Source organism: Streptomyces sp. NPDC046557 (assembly GCF_040645975.1).
Classification (GTDB): domain Bacteria; phylum Actinomycetota; class Actinomycetes; order Streptomycetales; family Streptomycetaceae; genus Streptomyces.
The window spans coordinates 100,677-120,113 of the sequence record NZ_JBEYZH010000016.1 but is presented as its reverse complement, the minus strand read 5'-3'; the positions used below and the strand labels follow the sequence as shown (position 1 = coordinate 120,113).

The following is a 19,437-nucleotide window of genomic DNA, read 5'->3' as shown; positions in this document are numbered from 1 at the left end:
ACTAACGATGTCCTGCGGTACCCGGGCCCTCATGCTCACGCCCGGGCGATCCTGATGGCGCTCGTCCCTCCGCTCTTCCCTCTTGATCAACTACTCGCTTACCAGAAATGCGTACTGCTGGTACTGCTCTACCGCGACCTGCTTGTGGCCTGTCACAGCGCCACTCCTCCGGCAGCCAGCCCCGTCGCCGATCCTGCGTCTGCTCTGGCTTGGAACCCCACTGCCGGACTTCCCGATGCGCGCGCCCGCAGCCGACGCCTTCACCGAGGGTGTTGCCGATACCGACTTCACTGCGGTCCTGCTCATGGCGGCCCCTGATCACTGCGGGCCACCCGGTCCGGCCGCCAGTCCCGTCACCGTCCTGCACAAACCCTGGCTCCGGAACTCCGCCGCCGCACCGTCCTGCGGTACTGCACCTGCGGGTACTGCTTAGTGCCGCCCGGCAGTTCGTCTCTGCCGGGCCCTTCGGTCTTGCTGGTTACGAGAGAACCATAACCACAGCACCGCCCGATGTCTACTCCGAGCAAGATAGATTTCTGTGCGTTCGACGGAGAGGTAATCGGAGTCGAACAGCGACGGGAAGCAGACGCGCACGTGACAGGAGCCGGGCAGACGACCCCAGGAAGGGCACAAGCGCCGAGCGAAGGAAAGGGGCGCCTGGGCCCCGCCGGCCCCAACCGACTCCGGAGGAGGGCCACCCCGCACCGGGCGGGGTCATCGCAGTGCGTCCACCGTGGGCGCCGACAGCTCCACCCGGTGCTGAGCCGACACGGGCGCGCCGTATGAGCGCCATCGACAAGTAGACCGAGCGCGCCCGGGCCGACCATCCGGTCCCGCTCAGTGTGGCCGTCGAGGCACCTCGGGAGTCGGGCCGGCCGGGCTACGCGGGGACGGGCCGGGGCTGGGTGGCGGGGGCTGTGAGGGAGTCGGCGCCGTCAGGAACGGGGACGGCCGCGAAGATCGCGTCCTGTTCCCGCTGGAGCTGCTTCTTGCGTTCCGGGCTGGTGGAGGGCAGCCGCTGCTCCTCGTACAGCTTGTGAGTGGCCTCCTGGGCGTGCTTGCTCGCCGGGGTGTGGAACTGGATCTCGAACAGCTGGCCCGAGCGGGGTGCGCGCCAGCCGGTGTTCAGGGCCTTGTAGCCGCTGGTGCGGCCCCAGGTGTTGGACCACTTCGTGCTCTGGTTGTCCCAACCGGCGAGCGTGTGGGACACGGCTGTGACACCCGGGGTGTAGGCGGTGTCGTCCCACAGGAGGGTGTAGCGCACGGCATCGGTGATGCCGGCCAGGACGGTGTCGACATCGCGGCCCGGCTCGTCGAGGAGCGCGGTGGCGACCTTGCGCTTGAGGGAGTCGGGCGACTTCAGCCGCTGGTCGAAGCCGACGAGCTCCGCCCCCGAGAGAGCGGCTGCGGACCGGACCTGCACGCTGATGGTGCGCTCGGCCTGACGGGCGTGCTCCAGGTAGGCGTCGACCTCGTTGTTCTCCCGTGCGGTCAGGGTGAGGCCGCCCTCGCCCTTCCAGCCCTCGGGCTCGTCCGCGACAGCCACAGAGCCCGCGGACAGAACAGCGGTGACAACGGCGGCAACCGCCGTCCGGAGCACAGCGGGACGGAGCATGACATTCATAAGGGGGGCACCGGCTTTCTCACGCGCAGGGACAGTCCTGCCCGGACAACCCCCCTTGCCCGCGCCGGGTGGCGGAGGGGCGGCAACCTCCACCCGTACGGACGGTGCGACGGCCCTTATCCGTGGGCGCCCACTCATCGGCCCGCGGTGATACCGCGGTCGGGACCGCCGGGCCGGACGCGACATGGAGGTGGAGCCGGTGTCATCGCCGGCGGCACCGGCCCGCCTGGCAGCCGGCCCCGGCGTCCTGGGCCGGCCGCCAGGTCGCGGATGCCGTGCGCCGCACAGCGTCGCCAGTGCGCTGCGGACGCGGGGGCTACTTCTTGCCGGTGACCTTCAACGGCCACGACACTTCCGCCCGGGCCTGCGGATGCAGTGCGAATTCCCCGCCCATCTTGCGCTCTCCACAGGCCTCCTGGTACGCCGTCGTTGCCCTCACCCACGGCTCGTCGTCGGCCACGACCCTGACCTTTCGGGTTCCGGTAGCCGTACCCGCGCCGGTCCGGGCCGGGCCGGTGTTCCGCCGGCCCTGCCACGGGGGTCCGCCGTCCTCAGGGGAGGCGGGCTGTCGGCTCGGCCGGCGCCGCTCACGAGGGGCCGGCCCCTCACACCAGCCACTCGCCGGTTTGCCAGGGGGACGTCTGGGTCACGCACCGGCACAGTGCGGTCCGGGACGCCCCGCACTCCTCGCAGGGCTGCGGCCCGGGTCGGCCGTCGACGGGCTCGTCCTCGCGCCAGAACAGGGTGCAGTCGCAGGCCGGCCCGCGGTCGGGGGCGCCGAGGCAGCGCCGCAGAGAGGGGGCGTGGACCCCCCGCGTGTGTCCACAACCTCCGCACGGACGTGCCCACATGCCGGCTGCCATGAGGTGGAGTGTGGCGCGGGGCCCCGAGTTCAGTCGAGGGATTTCCCGGAAGAATCCGCATCGAAGGGAACCGGTCGCAGGCCGGTCTGCGGTCCGACCGTCTGACGCCTCCCTCCCCTGCCGGCGCCGGCAGCCACCGGTGACCTGCCGCAGGGCACGGCCGCGGGGCGAGCCGCGAGTGTCGGACGGTCTGGCCGGATCATGCGTCGCCGAGGCGAAGCATGGCCTCAGATGCCCGGGGCGTGAGGAACGTTGCCGTTGCCGTAATAGGCGTCCGGCCCGTGCTTACGGGTGAAGTGGCGCTCCAGCAGATGCCTCGGCGGTTCGGAGGTGTCCCCGAGGCGGGCCCCCAGTGCCAGCGTGTGCAGCGCCATCTCCGCCACGGCCTCGCAGACGATGGCGTTCTCCAGCGCAGCGTTCGCGGTGGCACCCCAGGTGAAGGGGCCGTGTCGTGAGACGAGCGCTCCGGGGACCTCGTCTGCCCGACGTGGGTCACCGTCGAGCCGGGCGACGATCACCTGTCCGGTGTTGTACTCGTAGTCCTGCGCGCATTGCTCGGCGGTGAGGTCCGCCGTCACGGGGACGGGCCCGTTGAAGGTGTCGGCGTGCGTCGTGCCGAGCACGGGGATCGCGCGGCACGCCTGGGCGAACGCGACGGCGTGCGCCGAGTGCGTGTGGGTGACGCCGCCGATGGAGGGGAACGCCAGGTAGAGGCACCGATGGGTTTCGGTGTCGGTGGACGGCCTGAGGTGCCCGTCGACCACCCGTCCGTCCTCCAGTGCCACCGCCACCAGGTCCTCCTCGGTGAGGTCGGCGTAGGAGACCCCGGACGGCTTGATGACGAAAACGCCGGCGTCTCGGTCTACTCCGCTGACGTTTCCCCAGGTGAGAGTGGCCAGGCCGGCCTGCGGGATGCGCAGGTTGGCCACGAGGACCTCGCGACGGAGGCCTTTGAGGAGGGACTTGCTCACTACGCTTTCACCGTCTCTCCGACATGCGCGGCGGTTTCTCGGGACCGGCGTCGGCCGGGCCCCGCAGTCGCGCACCAGTGGGCTGGACTGATCGGGGCCGCGCCAGGCATCGCGGCTGCGCGGACCGCAGCCGTCCCGATCAGATTGTGAGCGCTAACAAGCGGAAATCTCAAGATACGAGGTGAGATTCTTGCCCACAACATGCTCCCATCGCCGGACAATGTGAGCGTCAACACCGGTTCGGCACCTTGAGGGAAGGCCGCTCGGTGAGGAAAGGAAGAGAGTTGACCCAGCTCCCAGACGTCTCGCGAGCGCCCACGATGACGGATGTCGCGCGCGCCGCCGGCGTCTCCCACCAGACCGTTTCACGGGTGCTCAGCGACCACCCGAACGTCAGCGCCAAGACGCGGGCCGCGGTGACACAGGTCATCGAGCAGTTGGGGTACCGCCGTAACTCGGCAGCTCGGGCTCTGGCCACTCGCCGGACCCACACGCTGGGCGTCATCGCGGTGAACACCACTCTGCACGGTCCCGCCAGCACCCTGGCGGGGGTTCAGGAGGCGGCTCGGGACCGCGGCTATCTCACGTCCGCCGTCACGCTTCGTACCGCCACGCAGACAGCCCTCGCCGAAGCCATGCGGCACCTCGCCGGTTGGGGCGTGGAGGGGATCGTCGCCGTCACCCCCCAACGCGACGCGGTGAGGGCCCTGGCGGCATTGGAAGCGCCGTGCCCGGTGGTCACGGTGGAAGGCGGCCATACCCTGGACCTGCCGGGGGTGTCGCTCGACCAGAACCTCGGCGCTCGCATGATCACGGAACACCTTCTCGCATCTGGCCACGCCACCGTGTGGCATGTCGCGGGCCCTCCCGACTGGCTCGAGAGCGAAGCCCGCACGCAGGGGTGGGAAGACGCGCTACGAGAGGCCGGCGCCGAGGTACCACCCCTGTTGCGCGGCGACTGGAGTCCACTGTCGGGATACCGGGCCGGCCAGCAACTCGCGGGTCGGGTCCGGGCGTCACGAGGGCGAGGAGTGGGGCTCACCGCTGTGTTCGTCGCCAACGACCAGATGGCCCTCGGTGTCCTCCGGGCCTTTCGGGAAGCGGGCCTGCGCACGCCGGAGGACGTGGCGGTCGCCGGCTTCGACGACATCCCCGAGGCGGAGTTCTTCCCGCCCCCGCTGACGACGATCCGTCAGGACTTCGCTTCGCTCGGCCGCGACAGCATCGGGCTGCTCCTGGACCACATCGAGGGCCGGACCGACGAGTCGAGGCACCTGGTGGTGGCGCCCGAGCTCATCGTGCGCGCCAGTACGGCCCGCAGGAGCCCTCCCCCCGGGGAATGACCCCGCGCGCCCAGGGATCGGGGATCCGGCCGGCGCCGTCCCGCTCAGGTCGTGACCGTGGTGAACCTCTGGATCGTGGACCGGTACTACTCACCCGGGCGCAGGAGGACCGTCGGGCAGTCGGGGCGGTTCACGGAGTCGGGGAAGTGCCGAGTCGCTGCGGCCGAGCCCCCCGTACGCCCCGCAGACCTCTTGCATATCGACATTGTTAGCGCTCACACTACGAGGACCGCCCAGCCGCCCAGCCGGCCACCCGGCCACCCGGCCACCCGGCCGCCTACCTCCCCCACGGCTCCTTCGAAAGGCACTGTGTTGACGTCATCCCATCCCCCCGCGCCCACCCCGTATTCCGGGGAATCGGAGCAGTACACGGTCGGCGTCGACTTCGGCACGCTGTCGGGCCGCGCCGTGGTGGTGCGGGTTCGCGACGGTCGGGAGTTGGCCGCGGCGGTCCACGCCTACCGGCACGGCGTCATCGACCGGCACCTGCCGAACGGCGGTGCCCAACTGCCTCCGGACTGGGCCCTGCAACACCCCCAGGACTGGCGTGACGTGCTGCGTCACGCCGTCCCGGAGGCCGTGGCGGCGGCCGGGATCGACCCCGCAGCGGTGATCGGCATCGCCACCGACTTCACCGCGTGCACCGTCCTGCCCACGCTGGCCGACGGGACTCCCCTCGCCGAGACGGAGCTCGCCGGACGGCCGCACGCTTGGCCCAAGCTGTGGAAGCACCACGCGGCCCAGCCGTATGCCGACCGCATCAACGAACTCGCCCACGCCCGCGGGGAGAAATGGATCACCCGCTATGGCGGCCGGATTTCCGCCGAGTGGCAGTTCGCCAAGGCCCTCCAGGTCTTGGAAGAGGCTCCGCTCGTCTACGACACCTGCGCGCGGTGGATCGAGGCCGCCGACTGGATCGTGTGGCAGCTCACCGGAACCGAGTCCCGCAACGCGTGCACGGCCGGATACAAGGGCATCCACCAGGACGGCGCCTACCCGAGCGAGGAGTACCTGGCCGCCCTGAACCCCCGGTTCGCCGACTTCGCGCGCACCCGCCTCGAATTCCCCCTCTCCGCGCTCGGCTCGCGAGTGGGCTCGCTCAGCGAGCAAGCCGCAGCGTGGACAGGGCTGCGCCCCGGCATCGGCGTGGCCGCGGGCAACGTCGACGCCCACGTCACCGCCGCGGCGGCCCAGGCCGTCGAGGACGGGCAATTGCTCGCCATCATGGGCACCTCCACCTGCCACGTCGTGAACGCTCCCGTCCTCGCCGACGTCCCGGGCATCTGCGGTGTCGTGGGCGGTGGGATCGTCGAGGGAACCTACGGCTACGAGGCCGGCCAGAGCGCGGTCGGCGACATCTTCGCCTGGGTACTGGACCAAGGCGTCCCATCGGACTACCTCGCCGAGGCCGCCGACCGCAGCGAGGACCTGCACACCCTGCTGACCCGGAAAGCCGCCCGGCAGCGGGTCGGCGGCCACGGACTGGTCGCCCTCGACTGGCTGAACGGCAACCGTTCCGTCCTCGTCGACCACCACCTCTCCGGAGTCATCGTGGGTCTCACCCTCACGACCCGCCCCGAGGACGTCTACCGCGCCTTGCTCGAAGCCACCGCGTTCGGCACCCGCGTCATCGTGGAGACCCTCGAGGCGGGCGGCGTACCGGTGCACGAGTTCATCGTCGCCGGCGGACTGGCCAAGAACGAACTGCTGATGCAGATCTACTCCGACGTACTGCGCCGCCCCGTTTCCCTCGCCGCGTCCGACCAGGGGCCCGCCCTCGGATCGGCCATCCACGCGGCCGTAGCCGCCGGCGCGTACGCCGACGTGCGAACGGCCACCGCCGCCATGGGCCGCCGACGGCCCGCCGTCTACACGCCCGACGCCTCCCGAGCCGACGCCTACGACGCCCTCTTCGCCGAGTACCGGCTCCTGCACGACCACTTCGGCACGGGCGGCCTGCTGCACCGCCTGAGGAACATCCGCGACATGACCCACGCCGCAGGCTGATCCGCCCCGCCGATCGCCCCCGCTCCCCCACCCCGCCCGCCGCCCTCACCACCGTTGCGGGACGTCGCCTTCAGGAGTCCATGTGACCAGCCAAACATCCGCCGCCCAGGAAATCTGGTTCCTCACCGGCAGCCAAGGTCTGTACGGGGAAGAGACGCTGAAGCAGGTCGCCGAACAGTCGCGGCAGATCGCCACCGCGCTGGCCGACACCTCCGGAATTCCCGCGCGTGTGGCGTGGAAACCGGTACTGACGGACGCCGACGCCATCCGCCGGCTGTGCCTCGACGCGAACGCCGACGACCGGTGCATCGGACTCATCGCCTGGATGCACACCTTCTCGCCGGCCAAGATGTGGATCGCCGGACTGGACGCGCTGCGCAAGCCGTTGCTGCATCTCCACACCCAGTCGAACGTGGCCTTGCCCTGGGACACCATCGACATGGACTTCATGAACCTCAACCAAGCCGCCCACGGGGACCGCGAGTTCGGGCACATCCAGGCCCGGCTCGGCGTACCCCGCAAGACCGTGGCCGGCCACGTCACCGATCCGGTGACGACCGAACGCATCGCGATCTGGGCACGGGCGGCCGCCGCACGATCCGAACTGGCCACCCTCAAGGTCGCCCGCTTCGGCGACAACATGCGCGACGTGGCCGTCACCGAGGGCGACAAGGTCGAGGCCCAACTGCGCTTCGGCGTTTCCGTCAACACCTACGGCGTCAATGACCTGGTGGAGGTCGTCGACAGCGCGGACGAGACCGACGTGACGTCCCTCGTCAAGGAGTACGTGGACCTGTACCACCTCACGCCGGAACTGCGACCGGGAGGCGAACGGCACGACTCGCTGCGTTACGCGGCCCGCATCGAAGCCGGGCTGCGCACCTTCCTCGAAACGGGCGGCTTCGGGGCGTTCACCACCAACTTCGAGGACCTGGGCGGACTGCGCCAGCTACCCGGCCTCGCGGTCCAGCGGCTCATGGCCCAGGGGTACGGCTTCGGAGGAGAGGGCGACTGGAAGACCGCCGTCCTGCTGCGCGCCCTCAAGGTGGCCGCCACCGGCCTCCCCGGCGGCACCTCCTTCATGGAGGACTACACCTACGACCTGACGGCCGGCAACCAGCTCATCCTCGGCGCACACATGCTGGAAGTCTGCCCCACCATCGCGGCCGCCAGGCCCAACTGTGAGATCCACCCCCTCGGCATCGGCGGGCGGGAGGACCCGGTGCGCCTGGTGTTCGACGCCGCCCCCGGTCCGGCCGTTGTGGTCGGCCTAGCCGACCTCGGAGACCGCTTCCGTCTGATCGCCAACGACATCGACGTGGTGGCACCCCCTCACCCGCTGCCCGCCCTACCCGTTGCCCGCGCCGTCTGGCGGCCCCACCCCGACCTGCGGACCTCCACCGAATCCTGGCTGACGGCCGGAGGACCGCACCACACCGTCCTCAGTACCGCCCTCACCTCCGACCACCTCGACGACCTGGCGGAAATGCTCCGCCTGGAACTCGTCCTCATCGACGAGACCACCACCCCGAGGCAGTTCCGGCGCGATCTCCGCTGGAACCAGGCGTACTACCGGCTCGCCCTGGGACTGTGAACCAGTCGAAGCCGAGGCCGGTCCGCGTTGCCGGACCGGGCCGAACGGCCTCGACGATCGATCCCCGGCCCTGCCTGAACCGCCGACTGATACCGGCTCCGATGGACTCTGCTCGACCACGGGGCATTGCACCACCGGCTGCCAGCCGGGCGAGTGGACCGCCACCAGGTGCGGGCGGCCGAAGACACTGGGGATGAAGGTGACCCCCGCACCGTGGGCTGCGGTCGCCCTGTCCTGCAGCTCGCCCACGATGATGCAGTCGCCGTCCGGCGCGAGGGTGACCGCGTCGGAGACCGATGCGAGTGCCGCCCCGATGCCCTGCCGCTTCAGCAGGTCGTTCTTCAGGCGCAGGTCGGTGGCGAGCCGCACGGAGACGCCTGTCCAGGCGGCGTCGAAGAACGCCTCGGCGCACTGTTCGAGGGTGTGGCGCACTCGCGCCCGCACAGCGGCCGGGTCGGCGAGCAGCCGTTCCGCGAATGCCTCTTGCATGGGCGACGAGTTCGGGGAAAGCGCGGTCGATGTGAGCTTCGCGATGTCGGGGGCGTAGACGGTCGTCCACTGCGGATGCAGGCGGTAGTAGACCACGTCCTTGTCCCAGTCGAAGGCTCGATGCCGTAGAAAGTCTTGAAGTAGCCGAGCAGGCCCGGCCAGTCCGCGGCCGGATCGCCGTCCTGCGGGTTGAGGATCTCCACCGTGCCGTGCGTGAACACGCCCAAGTCGAGAAGGGCCTGGAGCTCTTTGAGATCGTCTGCCGATTCACGCATGGGGTTCACTGTATTGAGGCAGCCGCTGCCGGCGCCGTGGACTGCCGGGTCGGCCCACCCCGAGTCACCTGCGGGCCCTCCGCACAGGTCAGGCAGTGGGGCTGGGGTCCTCGGCGGCGCTGACGAAGCAGAACTCGTTGCCTTCCGGGTCTTGCATGGTCTGGAAGGCGCCCTGGTCGTCGGTGACCGTGTCGCCGATCCGGGCCGCGCCCAGGGCTACCGCTTCGGCGACCGCGGCATCGATATCGGCAACGGCGATATCGAAGTGGAGCCGGTTCTTCACTGCCTTGCCCTCAGGTACCGGTTGAAAGGTGAGCCGCGCCGACCCGGGCAGCTCGACGTGCGACCAGCCACGGGCACGGTCGACCGGGTCGCCACCCAGCAGCCGAGCCCAGAAACGGACCAGCGCCTTCGGATCACGGCAGTCCACGACGATCTGATGCAGGTGTGCACGCATGGCGGGAGCCTACGACGGCCGCTGCGCACCGGGAAACGCCCGCTCCTCGTGTGGGAGCCCCGCCTCAGGGGCGCCCCGGCAGCACCACGCCCGCGGGCGGCCGAAACACGACGCGGTACTCGTCCGCGCACAGATGTCCGCTGCCGTCGGTGTCCGCCGTCCGGAACAGGGCTCCTACCGCCGGCTTGTCGACGCCCTTGAGCATCGCGGACACGAACTCGGCGCACTCCACCGCGCCGTCGCCGTCCGCGTCCATGCCCGCTCGCAGCGGCCTCCTCACAGATCCGCCGCCGAACACCGCCCATGATTCGGTCAGGAAGCGTCAAAGGATTGAGAGTCAGGCAAAGCGTTCGACATCAAGCGACAAAGATCCTTGTCCTGTGCATGACCTCCAGATGGGATCACGGGAGCCGTTACGTGCGGCTCCACCCCACACAAGGAGCACTCATGCGCATACCTCGCCCGCCGCTCCGCGCCGCGGTCGCCACGGCAGGGGCCACCGCCCTCGCCTCCGCCGCCCTGGTCGCCACACCTCTGAGCGGGGCCGCCACGGCCGCCCCGGTCGCCGGCCGGCAGGTCAAGCCCGTTCCGGCCGTAGCCGGGCACCAGTTGGTCCGCGCCGTCGGCAGCCCGCTGTCCACGGAGCAGTGCCAGGCGAAGTGGAAGATCGCCTGCTACGGACCGCTGCAGTACCGCCAGGCGTACCACTTGGACCCGCTCTACAAGGCCGGCATCACCGGCAAGGGTCGGACCATCGTGATCGTGGACTCGTTCGGCTCGCCGACGATCCAGCACGACCTGGACGTGTACAGCAAGCAGTTCGGCATTCCCAGCAGCAAGGTCCAAGTGGTCAAGTGGGGCAACGTCCCGGCCTGGGACCCGAAGAACGCCGACATGACCGGCTGGGCCGGCGAATCCACGCTCGACGTCGAGATGGCCCACGCCATGGCTCCGGACGCCAAGATCGTGCTGGTGGAGACGGCGGTAGCGGAGACCGAGGGCGTCACCGGCTTCCCCGAGATGATGTCGGCCGAGAAGTCCCTGATCGACCGGGGCATCGGCGACGTCATCACCCAGAGCTTCGGCGCGACGGAGAACACCTTCCCGGGCTTCGACAAGGGCGACTTCTCCAGCCTGAAGAATTTGCGGTATGCCTTCAAGGCGGCGGCGGCCCACGATGTGACCGTCCTCGCCTCCTCCGGTGACGGTGGCGCCACGGACAGCACGGCGGACGGCAGCGGCTACTACAAGGAGCGCGTCAACTCCTGGCCCTCGTCCGACCCGCTCGTCACCTCGATCGGAGGCACCCAGCTGCACCTCGACGACAAGGGCAACCGCCTCAGCCCCGAGAGCGTCTACAACGACAACGGGGCGGGGGGCGGCGGCCAGTCGCACGTCTTCGAGCGGCCCGCGTTCCAAAACGGCGTCCGCGGCGTCGTCGGCGATCGGCGCGGCACTCCGGACATCTCGATGGCCGCCGCCGTCAACGGCGGGGCGTGGGTGTACTCCAGCTACGACCCCACCGCTGTCGGCTGGGACGTGTCCGGCGGCACCAGCGAGGCCGCGCCGTTGTTCTCCGGCATCGTCGCCCTCGCCGACCAGGCGGCCGGTCGCCGGATCGGCAACCTCAACGAGGCCCTGTACTCCCTGTACAAGGACGAGGGCTACAAGCCGTCGAGCGGTCTCGTGGACGTCAACGACGGCACGAACAACAGCTATGCGGGCGTGACCGGCTACACCGCGGTCGACGGCTACGACATGGCGACGGGTCTCGGCACCATCGACGCGGCGCGCTTCGTACCGGCCCTGGCGCGGCAGAGCCGACACTACTGATCACCGGTCCGCTCGACGGTCGTGCACGGCGCCGCCCGGATCTCCGGGTGGCGCCGATGCGCATGTCCGGTGCGGACGCCTCGTTCAGAGGGTGCCGTCCGGCCTGTTCGGGGAACCGTCCCGGCCGGCCTTGGCAAGTGCCGCGTGCCGGTAGGAATAGCCGAAGTAGATGACCAACCCGATCAGGAACCAGACCACGAACCGGATCCACGTCACCACCTGGAGGTAGGTGATGAGCCAGATCGAGGCGATCACACCGATGGCCGGGGTGAAGGGCATGAAGGGTGCGCGGAACTGCCGCGGCAGGTCGGGGCGCCGGTACCGGAGCACGATGACGGCACTGCACACGACCACGAAGGCGAGCAGGATGCCGATGTTGGTCAGCTCGGCGGCCGCGCCGATCGGCACGAAGCCCGCGATGGCGGCCGATGCCACGCCGACGATCCAGGTGACGCGGGTCGGGACATGCCGGGTCGGATGCGTCTTGGCGAACCAGTGGGGCAACAGTCCGTCGCGGCTCATGGAGAACCACACGCGCGTGACACCGAGCATGAAGGTGAACATCACCGTGAGGATGCCGATGATCGCCCCGACCGCGATCACGTCGGCGAACGCCCCGAGCCCCACCGACTTGAAGGCGCTGGAGAATCCGCTCTCCGGGTCGATCTCCGTGTAGCTCTGCATGCCCGTCAGGACCAGGCAGGCGAGGACGTACAGCACCATGGCGATGGCCAGCGAGTAGATGATCGCCCTGGGCATGTGGCGTTGCGCGTCCTTGGACTCCTCCGCCGCCGTGCTCATCGCGTCGTATCCGAACACGGCGAAGAAGACGGTGGCGGCCCCCGTGAAGGCTCCTCCCACCCCGAACGGGAAGAAGGGGGTGTAGTTGCCGGTGTCGATGTGGAAGAAGCCGACGATGATGACCAGCAGGACGACCAGCACCTTGAGTGCGACGACGACCGTCTCGAAGCGTGCGGCGTTCTTGATCCCGAGGTTGAGCAGGAAGGCGGTGAACAGACAGAGGACAACGGCGATCAGGTCGACGCGGTGGCCCTCCCCCGTCCCGGGCGCGCCCAGCATCCAGGTGGGCAGGCCGGCGCCGGTGTCCGTGAGGAGGAAGTTGAAATAACCGGAGATGCCGATGGCGACGACGGCGACGATGGCCGTGTATTCCAGCAGCAGATCCCAGCCGATGAACCAGCCCGCCAGCTCGCCGAGGACCGCGTATCCGTAGGTGTAGGCGGAGCCGGCCTTGGGGATCAGGCCGGCGAATTCCGCGTATGAGAAGGCGGCCGCGGCGCTGGCCACGCCGGCGATGAGGAAGGAGACCAGTACGGCCGGTCCGGCGATGCCGTTGGCCACCGTGCCGGCGAGCGTGAAGATGCCGGCGCCGATGATGCCGCCGACGCCGATCGCGGTGAGCTGCCACAGGCCGAGGGTCCGCGTGAGCTGCTCGCTGGGGGCGCCCTCGGTCTCGTCGATGTGCTCGATCGGCTTGCGGCGCAGTACGCCTTCTCCCATCCGCAGCCTCGACATGTCCGGTCCTTTCCGCAGGTGCTGACGGGACCTCATGATGGCGCAACCGCCGAGACGGCGGAGGCAGGCGCTCCGGTAGGGGCCGGGGCCGTGTCTTTGCACCGGATCACAGCGACGACAACCAACGTCGCCGAGCTGACGACCATACTTACTGTCATATCTTCAGCCGAGATCAACGCTAGGCTGTCCCCGGCTATTTATGGGGGATTGTGTGGACACAGACATCAACACGCACTACGTACGACAAGGCGCCGGAGGAGCACGCACGGCCGCCGAAGCAGCACTCGAGAACCTTCGCCGGTCCCTCGATTCGAGTGACACGGCAGCCGGCGGCCACCACGGCTGGGCCTCGGCCGCCGCGTTGAAGCGCTGCGCGACCGCCTGGGAGGACCACATGGTCGATCTGGGGAAGCAGATGAACACCATGGCCGACAACCTCCACACCACGGCCCACGCCTATGACACCACGGACGCCCAGGCGAAGGACGCCTTCGACCGGCTCCAGCATGGCCTCGGCGAATTCGGGGGTATCTGACCCGTGGTCGCCTATCACGACCTGTACGACTGCCGCGTGGACCAGTGGCAGAAGGCTGCCGACGACTGGGTAGACCTTGCCCGGCGCTCTCTCACAGCCTCCGAGGACATCCGCGCACAGGGCAAGAAACCGCTCGACGACCACTGGGCCGACGCCACCGGCGAAACAGCCGGCAAACGCCTGGCGGACCTCGCCAACCGCCTGGAGGGGGGCGGCGACATCATGAAGGGCGTCGCCATGGTCCTCGACGCGCTCGCCCACTCCATGGGATACGCCCAGCGCACCCTGTTCCACGCGGTCGAGCTGGCGGGGGACCGTGGGCTGAGCGTCCAGGACGGCCGCGCCGTGGGCGCGTACTCGGGCGCCGCACCCACGGGACCGAACGTCCCACAGAGCGTGCGTGATGCCTACACCAAGGAATTGGGCAGCATCTCCGAAGTCGACGGGCTGATAGAGGAAGCGCTGCGCGAGGCATCACAGGCGGACGCGAAGGCATCCGCTGAACTGGACAAGCTGGCCAAGACCATCAACGTCGCCAACCCCTCCCAGGCGCACAACGAGATCCTGGTCGAAGCCTCACATGTCGAATTCGAGATGCTCAGGGCGGACATCCCGGTCGGCAAGGACCCACACCTCGTCCGTGCCTGGTGGGACAGCCTGACGCCCGAACAGCAAAAAGCCCTTATGCGGGCCGATCCCGTGACCGTCGCCGACCTCAAGGGCCTTCCGCCGGAGGTCGGGCGCGAGCTCAGGGGGCCCGACGGGAAGATCGACCGGGTAGAGATGGTGCGGTACGCGCTGGACCATTGGGACAAGAAAGACGATGTCAAGTTCGAGAACAACTGCGCCAATTTCGTGTCCTCTGCCCTCGAGGCCGGAGGCATGCAGAAGAAGTTCGACTTCTGGACGGGACCCCGCGGTGACAACACCTGGGGCCGGGAGAGCGGCCTGGGGTGGGACTGGATCGACCAACGGGCGTACCACTCGCGTTCATGGGCGCAGGCCAAGGGTCTGCACGGCTTCCTGCTGCAGAATGGAGGCGAGGAGATCACCAGATCGGACGCACGTCCCGGTGACGTCATCTTCTACGAGCAGGTGGCTCCCGACCCGGACGAGCCCCAGGGCGAGATCTATCACGCCGCCGTGGTCACCTCGGTAACCCCTGACGGCGACATCAAGTTGAGCCAGCACACCAGCTCGTTCCAGAACGTGAGTCTTGACAGTCGGGAACATGTCGCCACCAAGAACCACGGCGAGCAGCGCATCCACATCGTCCGACCGCACCCGAATTGGTACTGATGGAAACGCCCCGCTCCTCCGCCGCGTCTCACGGCGCCGCGCACAAGCGCCGGGTCACGCCCGGCTCGGTGATCGCGACATTGTGGGTACCGCTCGCGACCGCCATGGGTGTGGCCAGTTCCTATTACGTGCAGGTCATCCACGGTGATTGGGTCGACAGACAACAGGACGCATGCCGGCACATGCCCTTCCCGAAGGCTGAGCATGTCGCCGCATGGGCGGGCCCGATCCTCGGCGTATCAGCCGTGGTCGTCTGCGTACTGCTCGCCAAGCACATCCGGCGACGCCACGGCGTCCCGCCCTCGGGAACGAAGCGGGGGCTGGTGTCCTACGTCGGCGCGTGGCCTTGTGTGCTGACGATCCCGCTGGAGCTGTTCATGCTGTGGGCCTCCTACAACTCCGACGGATCGGGTCCGATCCTGGGCGACTGCGGTTGAGCACTACGGCGAGACCGGCACTGACGCATCGCCGATCGACCACCGCGCTCAGGGCCTGATCGGGAGGGCGGCCGACGCGACCGCCTATCCGACTTACGGTGCGCGCCAGATGTTGGCGAAGGCCGCGTTCTCGATGGTCCGCCTCTGGCGTACTGCCTCCAGCTCCATCACCGCGTCGTGGACGGCGGCCAATACGGTCGTCACCGCCTCGTCATTGACGCCGGGCTCGCTATCGGGTCGTCCTCCGTCGATGCCGACGGCCGAGGCGAGGCCGGCCAGGACGGGTTCCTTGTCCTGCCAGCGGTCGGCTGCCCGACGGTGGCTGGGCGTGTCGACCGGTTCGACGCGCTCCGAGCCGAAGGGCAACCGGCCGCTTCGCTTCCGCGTCAGCTCGCCCTCCTCTTCCAGTGCGGCCTGGTACACGGCCGAGAGATCTCGGCCCCGGCGCCACAACCAGTCCTCGATCAGCTCGTAAGGCGGTTCCCGAGTCAGCCGTGCCGCGGCCTCGCCGAGGAGCCGATCGTCCGGCGTCGGCGGCCAGCCCGGCACGATGCGGTCGTCGTCCACGGTGACGGCTCCCCCACCGATGAGATCGATCAGCTCTGCCCCGGCCAGCGCGAGCGACAGGTCACCCTGTCCCACGCCGTGCTCCGGCTTCGCGTCCATGACGGTGAGGAACAGGTCTCTTGCCGTAGACATGCACAGCTCCCCTCGGAGACATCGACGAAAGTCCCTGGCCACCGGGCCGGCCCGCGTCAGGAGCCGGCTCGACGGCCGTACGACTGTCGCCACCAGTATCGCCCCCGCCCGGGCGGCCTGAACGCTCTCGCAAGGTCAAGTTCCTGCCCGCGATGGTCCTAAGGGTGGGGGCGTGGCCGACAACGACCTGGGCGAGTTCCTGCGCGCACGCCGGGCGCCCCTGGGGACACCCGGCTGGAACACGGGCCGGAATGCCCCCACCGGCCCAGGTGCTCGACGTGCTCGGCCGCGCCCTGTAGCCGGACCCGAACGGGCACGCGCACCGGCACCAGCCGGCGGGGACGGTGTCGCCCGGCCGGTTCGCCCACACCACGTGCCGGCTCAGCCCCACCCCGCGCCGGCTACTGGAGGGCTATCCTGCCGCGCCGGCGTTCGCCATCAACCGGACCCTGGACGTCCTGGCGGCCAACGCCCCCGCCGGTGGGCTGCGCATGCGCTCGTTGACCGCGAAGGGCTTCGGTCAGCCAGGGCTGGAACGGGAGGAGGGCGGGGACCACCTGCCAGTCGTTGACGGTCCAGACCAGCCGCCAGTAGCGCTCGACGAGCGGATCGTGGCCGTGCTCGAACTGCCGGGCCATCCATTCCCGGAGTTCGGAACCGGCGGGACGCCCCAGAACAGCGGCGAAGCGCCTCACGACGGCTTCGACCACCGCTGCCGCCTCCTCGCTGTACGGATCGATTTCCGCCTCCACCGCGGGAGCGACCGCCCGGCGGACGAAGAGGACGAGGTCCGCGGCCGTTTCGGGGGCTACGCCCGGCAGGGCGTCTTGGTCGGCGGGCGGCAGCGCCGCGTACGCCACGCGCGCCCGGAAGTCTCGTGCACGAGAAGGGTCTCCTCGGGGCTGGGCTCGCGTCGGGCCAGGTAGCGCAGGATGCTCTGCCGTTGGCGCAGGACGCGGATCCGGAGTTCGGCGTCGGCGTGTACGGCGGCGACGTCGGCGACGGAGAGGTCGCCGTCGAGGACCCGGCCGACGGTGGCGAGGTCGACGTCCAGCTCGCGCAGGACGCAGATGGCCCGCAGCCGCGTCAGGGCCGCATCGTCGTAGCTGCGGTAGCCGGCCGGGGTGCGATCCGCCGGGGGAAGCAGTCCGATGTCGGAGTAGAACCGGATCGTGCGCACCGGTACGCCGGAACGCGTGGACAGGCTGCCGATCGAGTACAGGGGCGTCGTGCCGTTCATGGCCCCCACTCTCCGGTCTCCAGCGACTGGAGAGTCAACGGGCCTCGCTCAAGGGCGGTGGAGCGCGGGCGAGTGCGTTCGGTTACCGGGGCGGTGTCAGGCAAGGTGGGGGTAGCGGTGGGGCTCGACCACCGTCGACAGGCCGTTGAGCAGCAGCCGGGTGCTCCCCCGCAGGTGGGCGATGTCCTGACTGCCGTCGCCGGTGACCACCAGGAACGCGAACTGCTCGGTCCAGGTCAGCCGGCACCCCGGCACATCGTCCCGTGTCCGTTCGACGAGTTCGACGGTCACCTGCGAGATCCAGCGGCGGCAGTCGTTCACGTACGTCTCGTAACCGAGGACGATGCGTTCGCCCGCCACGATGTCGATGAACCTGGACCGGTACTCCAGGCACTCCTCCACTCCTGACGTGGTGAACACGTTCCGGGCCACCTCTCCCCCGGTGACACGGAAGTCCAATGCGTGGTGGGCCGTCGCGGACGGCCCCGGGAGCCGGAACCAGCGGCTCCGCAGCGAGGGCTCCGCGAAGGCACGGAACACCTGCGCCGGTGCCACCGTGAAGTCGGCGGGGACCGAGAACGAGCCGTGAATGACCGTCATCGGCCGACGTTCCCTATCTTGCCTATCTTGCCTGTCCTGCCTGTCCTGCCGCTCATCGACACCTCTTCCATAGCCGCCGCGCTTGTCATGGCGGCAGAGTAGAAGTTGACGTCGACGTCAGGGCAAGCCGTCACCGTACCTCCGCCGGCGGTACCTGACGCTCTGTGGACCGTGCCGATCAGTTGGCGCGGCCACCCCTGGGCGGGCGTTGTCAGTGGCCCTCGCCAGTCTCCCGGCATACCGCAGCTCAGGGGGCTTTCCCCCGGTCGACGCTGCGCGGAACCGGATCGGGCAGGCGGAGGGGCACGTACTGATGGCATGCCCGAGGTCCGCGACTACGCGGGCGGGAAGTTCCCGAATCGCTCCGGCCTGGCCGCCCGGGCCACCGGCCTGGGCTATCGGGTGTCGGGGGCCTACGCCACCTGTAAGGTCCGCGACACCGGTCGCGGCGCGGAGGCCGCGGTGTGGATCGGCGAACCCTACTACGACGACGAATCGACCACCGGCGCCCTGAGTTGGCACGACGAGGACGGCCGGGCGCTGAGCCTGGCGGAAGTGGGACCAGTGGCCTGGTTCGAAGGCATGCGCATGGCGGGCGTCGCCGCTGCGCGGGGCCGCGTGGACCGACGAACCGGCCGCAGCCCTGTTCGCCCGTCCGGCCGCGGAGGCGGCGGCCGCGCAACCCGTCGCCCCGGAAGCGGACCTCGACCGGGACCCGGTGGCCGGCGCCGCGCAGCTCGGCTGCGACGTGGAGGTCGTCGGTCCGTACGGCGAAGACATCCTGGTGCGCGAGACGCGGCCGGAGGCCCCGCTGCTCCGGTAGCGCGCCGCCCACCCCCACCCGGAGCTGCCGTACGCGGACAACCTGCGCCGACTGGCCGCCCGGCCCGGTCTGAAGGTCCGTGTCCTGGGCCGCCCTGACCTGGACCGGGCGGCGACCCTGCGCCCGCTGGTGGTCGGCCCCGTCCCCGGCGCGGAGTACACCCTGCGGCTGCCCGACGAATGGCTCGGCCGCGCCGACCTCGGCTACGACCGGCTCCAGGGCGGCAACTTCCCTCCCGCCCCGGCCGCTCCCGGCCGGCGTCCGTTGACGCGGGCGATCCCGACCCGCTGGCGGATTCCCCGCTGTGGCGGGTGCGCCGCCTGCTCGAAACCGGGGTCGCGGGCGGTCTGCGGGCCGTCGCCGAAGCGGCCCGCGGAGCCGGGCCGCTCGCCGCGAGCGGCCCGCTCGGCCGCGCCGGGTTCACCACGGCGGCGGAACTGGCCGCCGCCCTCGCCACCGAGGCGGACCGCCGCGACCGGGACGGCTTCGGCCGCCTGATCGACCCCTCCCCGGAGCACTACGCGTGGGCCTGGCCGGCGGCGGCCACCCACCTGACCGCGGCCCGCCGATCACTCGTCGCCGCCTCTTGGCGTTAGGCCGGCTTCACAGCGCTTCGCCCGCCACCGGCACCTCACCACCGGCGGGCGGATTCGCGTGGCCATCGGCCCCGGGTGAGGCCGGCGCCTTCGGCACCTGCTCTCCCTGTGCGTCGGCGCCGTCGCGGCTGCCCTGCCCGCCCGCCGGGCCGCCGCACTCGGTCCCCTGCGAGCCGTGGCGGGGCTCGGGTCGGCGGGGCCTCGCCCGGCAGGAGT

At 70.0% G+C, this 19,437-nt stretch carries 18 protein-coding genes and 3 pseudogenes; 9 read left to right on the top strand and 12 right to left on the bottom strand.

Annotation, left to right across the window (positions count from 1 at the left end):
- Positions 1-880: 880 nt before the first annotated feature.
- The 3 genes from ABZ934_RS24150 to araD form a co-directional block, all read right to left on the bottom strand.
- A complete protein-coding gene (locus tag ABZ934_RS24150) occupies positions 881-1,624 on the bottom strand; it encodes an ATP nucleotide 3'-pyrophosphokinase (RefSeq protein WP_361316802.1) in 744 nt (247 codons plus the stop codon).
- Between the two features lie 316 nt (positions 1,625-1,940).
- Positions 1,941-2,084, bottom strand: a complete 144-nt coding sequence (locus tag ABZ934_RS24145) for a hypothetical protein (protein WP_361316799.1) — start codon at positions 2,082-2,084, stop codon at positions 1,941-1,943.
- 630 nt (positions 2,085-2,714) lie between these two features.
- Positions 2,715-3,458: an L-ribulose-5-phosphate 4-epimerase AraD gene (gene araD, locus ABZ934_RS24140; RefSeq protein WP_361316797.1), complete on the bottom strand. Its 744-nt coding sequence runs from the start codon at positions 3,456-3,458 to the stop codon at positions 2,715-2,717.
- Positions 3,459-3,742: 284 nt separating this feature from the next.
- Between araD and ABZ934_RS24135 the strand changes: the two genes are divergently transcribed.
- The 3 genes from ABZ934_RS24135 to araA all read left to right on the top strand — a co-directional run bounded on the left by ABZ934_RS24135 (position 3,743) and on the right by araA (position 8,402).
- Positions 3,743-4,801, top strand: coding sequence for a LacI family DNA-binding transcriptional regulator (locus ABZ934_RS24135; RefSeq protein WP_361316794.1), 1,059 nt, complete (start codon positions 3,743-3,745; stop codon positions 4,799-4,801).
- 312 nt (positions 4,802-5,113) lie between these two features.
- Positions 5,114-6,808: a ribulokinase gene (gene araB, locus ABZ934_RS24130; protein ID WP_361316791.1), complete on the top strand. Its 1,695-nt coding sequence runs from the start codon at positions 5,114-5,116 to the stop codon at positions 6,806-6,808.
- 82 nt (positions 6,809-6,890) lie between these two features.
- Entirely contained in the window at positions 6,891-8,402 is a 1,512-nt protein-coding gene (gene araA, locus ABZ934_RS24125) for an L-arabinose isomerase (protein ID WP_361316789.1), read from the top strand.
- A gap of 84 nt (positions 8,403-8,486) precedes the next feature.
- Here the strand turns inward: araA and ABZ934_RS24120 are convergent.
- The 4 genes and pseudogenes from ABZ934_RS24120 to ABZ934_RS24105 form a co-directional block, all read right to left on the bottom strand.
- Positions 8,487-8,936, bottom strand: a pseudogene (locus ABZ934_RS24120) (DUF5937 family protein); the annotation flags it as partial.
- Positions 8,916-9,121: pseudogene (locus ABZ934_RS24115) on the bottom strand (pyridoxamine 5'-phosphate oxidase family protein); the annotation flags it as partial. The pseudogenes ABZ934_RS24115 and ABZ934_RS24120, both read right to left, overlap by 21 nt.
- Positions 9,122-9,254: 133 nt before the next feature.
- The gene (locus ABZ934_RS24110; protein ID WP_361316786.1) at positions 9,255-9,623 is read right to left on the bottom strand and encodes a VOC family protein; all 369 of its coding nucleotides are present in this window, start codon (positions 9,621-9,623) and stop codon (positions 9,255-9,257) included.
- 64 nt (positions 9,624-9,687) lie between these two features.
- A complete protein-coding gene (locus ABZ934_RS24105) occupies positions 9,688-9,879 on the bottom strand; it encodes an EF-hand domain-containing protein (protein WP_361316784.1) in 192 nt (63 codons plus the stop codon).
- A gap of 191 nt (positions 9,880-10,070) precedes the next feature.
- Between ABZ934_RS24105 and ABZ934_RS24100 the strand changes: the two genes are divergently transcribed.
- Positions 10,071-11,456, top strand: coding sequence for a S53 family peptidase (locus ABZ934_RS24100; protein WP_361316781.1), 1,386 nt, complete (start codon positions 10,071-10,073; stop codon positions 11,454-11,456).
- Positions 11,457-11,540: 84 nt separating this feature from the next.
- Here ABZ934_RS24100 and ABZ934_RS24095 read toward each other — a convergent pair whose 3' ends face one another.
- A complete protein-coding gene (locus ABZ934_RS24095; RefSeq protein WP_361316778.1) occupies positions 11,541-12,992 on the bottom strand; it encodes an amino acid permease in 1,452 nt (483 codons plus the stop codon).
- Between the two features lie 211 nt (positions 12,993-13,203).
- Between ABZ934_RS24095 and ABZ934_RS24090 the strand changes: the two genes are divergently transcribed.
- From ABZ934_RS24090 to ABZ934_RS24080, 3 genes are read left to right on the top strand one after another with little or no spacing between them, the layout of a single operon-like run.
- Positions 13,204-13,527 (top strand): type VII secretion target, encoded by a 324-nt coding sequence (locus tag ABZ934_RS24090; RefSeq protein WP_361316775.1) that lies wholly within the window; start codon positions 13,204-13,206, stop codon positions 13,525-13,527.
- A 36-nt stretch (positions 13,528-13,563) separates the two neighbouring features.
- Positions 13,564-14,826 carry an amidase domain-containing protein gene (locus tag ABZ934_RS24085; RefSeq protein ID WP_361316773.1) on the top strand — a complete coding sequence of 421 codons (1,263 nt, stop codon included), beginning with the start codon at positions 13,564-13,566 and terminating at the stop codon, positions 14,824-14,826.
- Positions 14,826-15,263, top strand: coding sequence for a hypothetical protein (locus ABZ934_RS24080; protein WP_361316771.1), 438 nt, complete (start codon positions 14,826-14,828; stop codon positions 15,261-15,263). The genes ABZ934_RS24085 and ABZ934_RS24080 overlap by 1 nt, the downstream gene beginning before the upstream one ends.
- A gap of 93 nt (positions 15,264-15,356) precedes the next feature.
- Here ABZ934_RS24080 and ABZ934_RS24075 read toward each other — a convergent pair whose 3' ends face one another.
- The 4 genes from ABZ934_RS24075 to ABZ934_RS24060 all read right to left on the bottom strand — a co-directional run bounded on the left by ABZ934_RS24075 (position 15,357) and on the right by ABZ934_RS24060 (position 17,802).
- Positions 15,357-15,962, bottom strand: coding sequence for a GPP34 family phosphoprotein (locus tag ABZ934_RS24075; protein ID WP_361316768.1), 606 nt, complete (start codon positions 15,960-15,962; stop codon positions 15,357-15,359).
- A 401-nt stretch (positions 15,963-16,363) separates the two neighbouring features.
- A complete protein-coding gene (locus ABZ934_RS24070; protein WP_361316765.1) occupies positions 16,364-16,822 on the bottom strand; it encodes a hypothetical protein in 459 nt (152 codons plus the stop codon).
- The gene (locus ABZ934_RS24065; protein ID WP_361316763.1) at positions 16,771-17,202 is read right to left on the bottom strand and encodes a MerR family transcriptional regulator; all 432 of its coding nucleotides are present in this window, start codon (positions 17,200-17,202) and stop codon (positions 16,771-16,773) included. Before ABZ934_RS24065 ends, ABZ934_RS24070 begins: the two co-directional genes overlap by 52 nt.
- 96 nt (positions 17,203-17,298) lie before the next feature.
- Entirely contained in the window at positions 17,299-17,802 is a 504-nt protein-coding gene (locus ABZ934_RS24060; RefSeq protein ID WP_361316760.1) for an SRPBCC domain-containing protein, read from the bottom strand.
- Positions 17,803-18,126: 324 nt separating this feature from the next.
- Between ABZ934_RS24060 and ABZ934_RS24055 the strand changes: the two are divergent.
- Both ABZ934_RS24055 and ABZ934_RS24050 read left to right on the top strand, forming a co-directional pair.
- Positions 18,127-18,396 (top strand): annotated as a pseudogene (locus ABZ934_RS24055) (hypothetical protein); the annotation flags it as partial.
- Between the two features lie 540 nt (positions 18,397-18,936).
- Positions 18,937-19,221: a hypothetical protein gene (locus tag ABZ934_RS24050; RefSeq protein WP_361316757.1), complete on the top strand. Its 285-nt coding sequence runs from the start codon at positions 18,937-18,939 to the stop codon at positions 19,219-19,221.
- Positions 19,222-19,437: the final 216 nt, after the last annotated feature.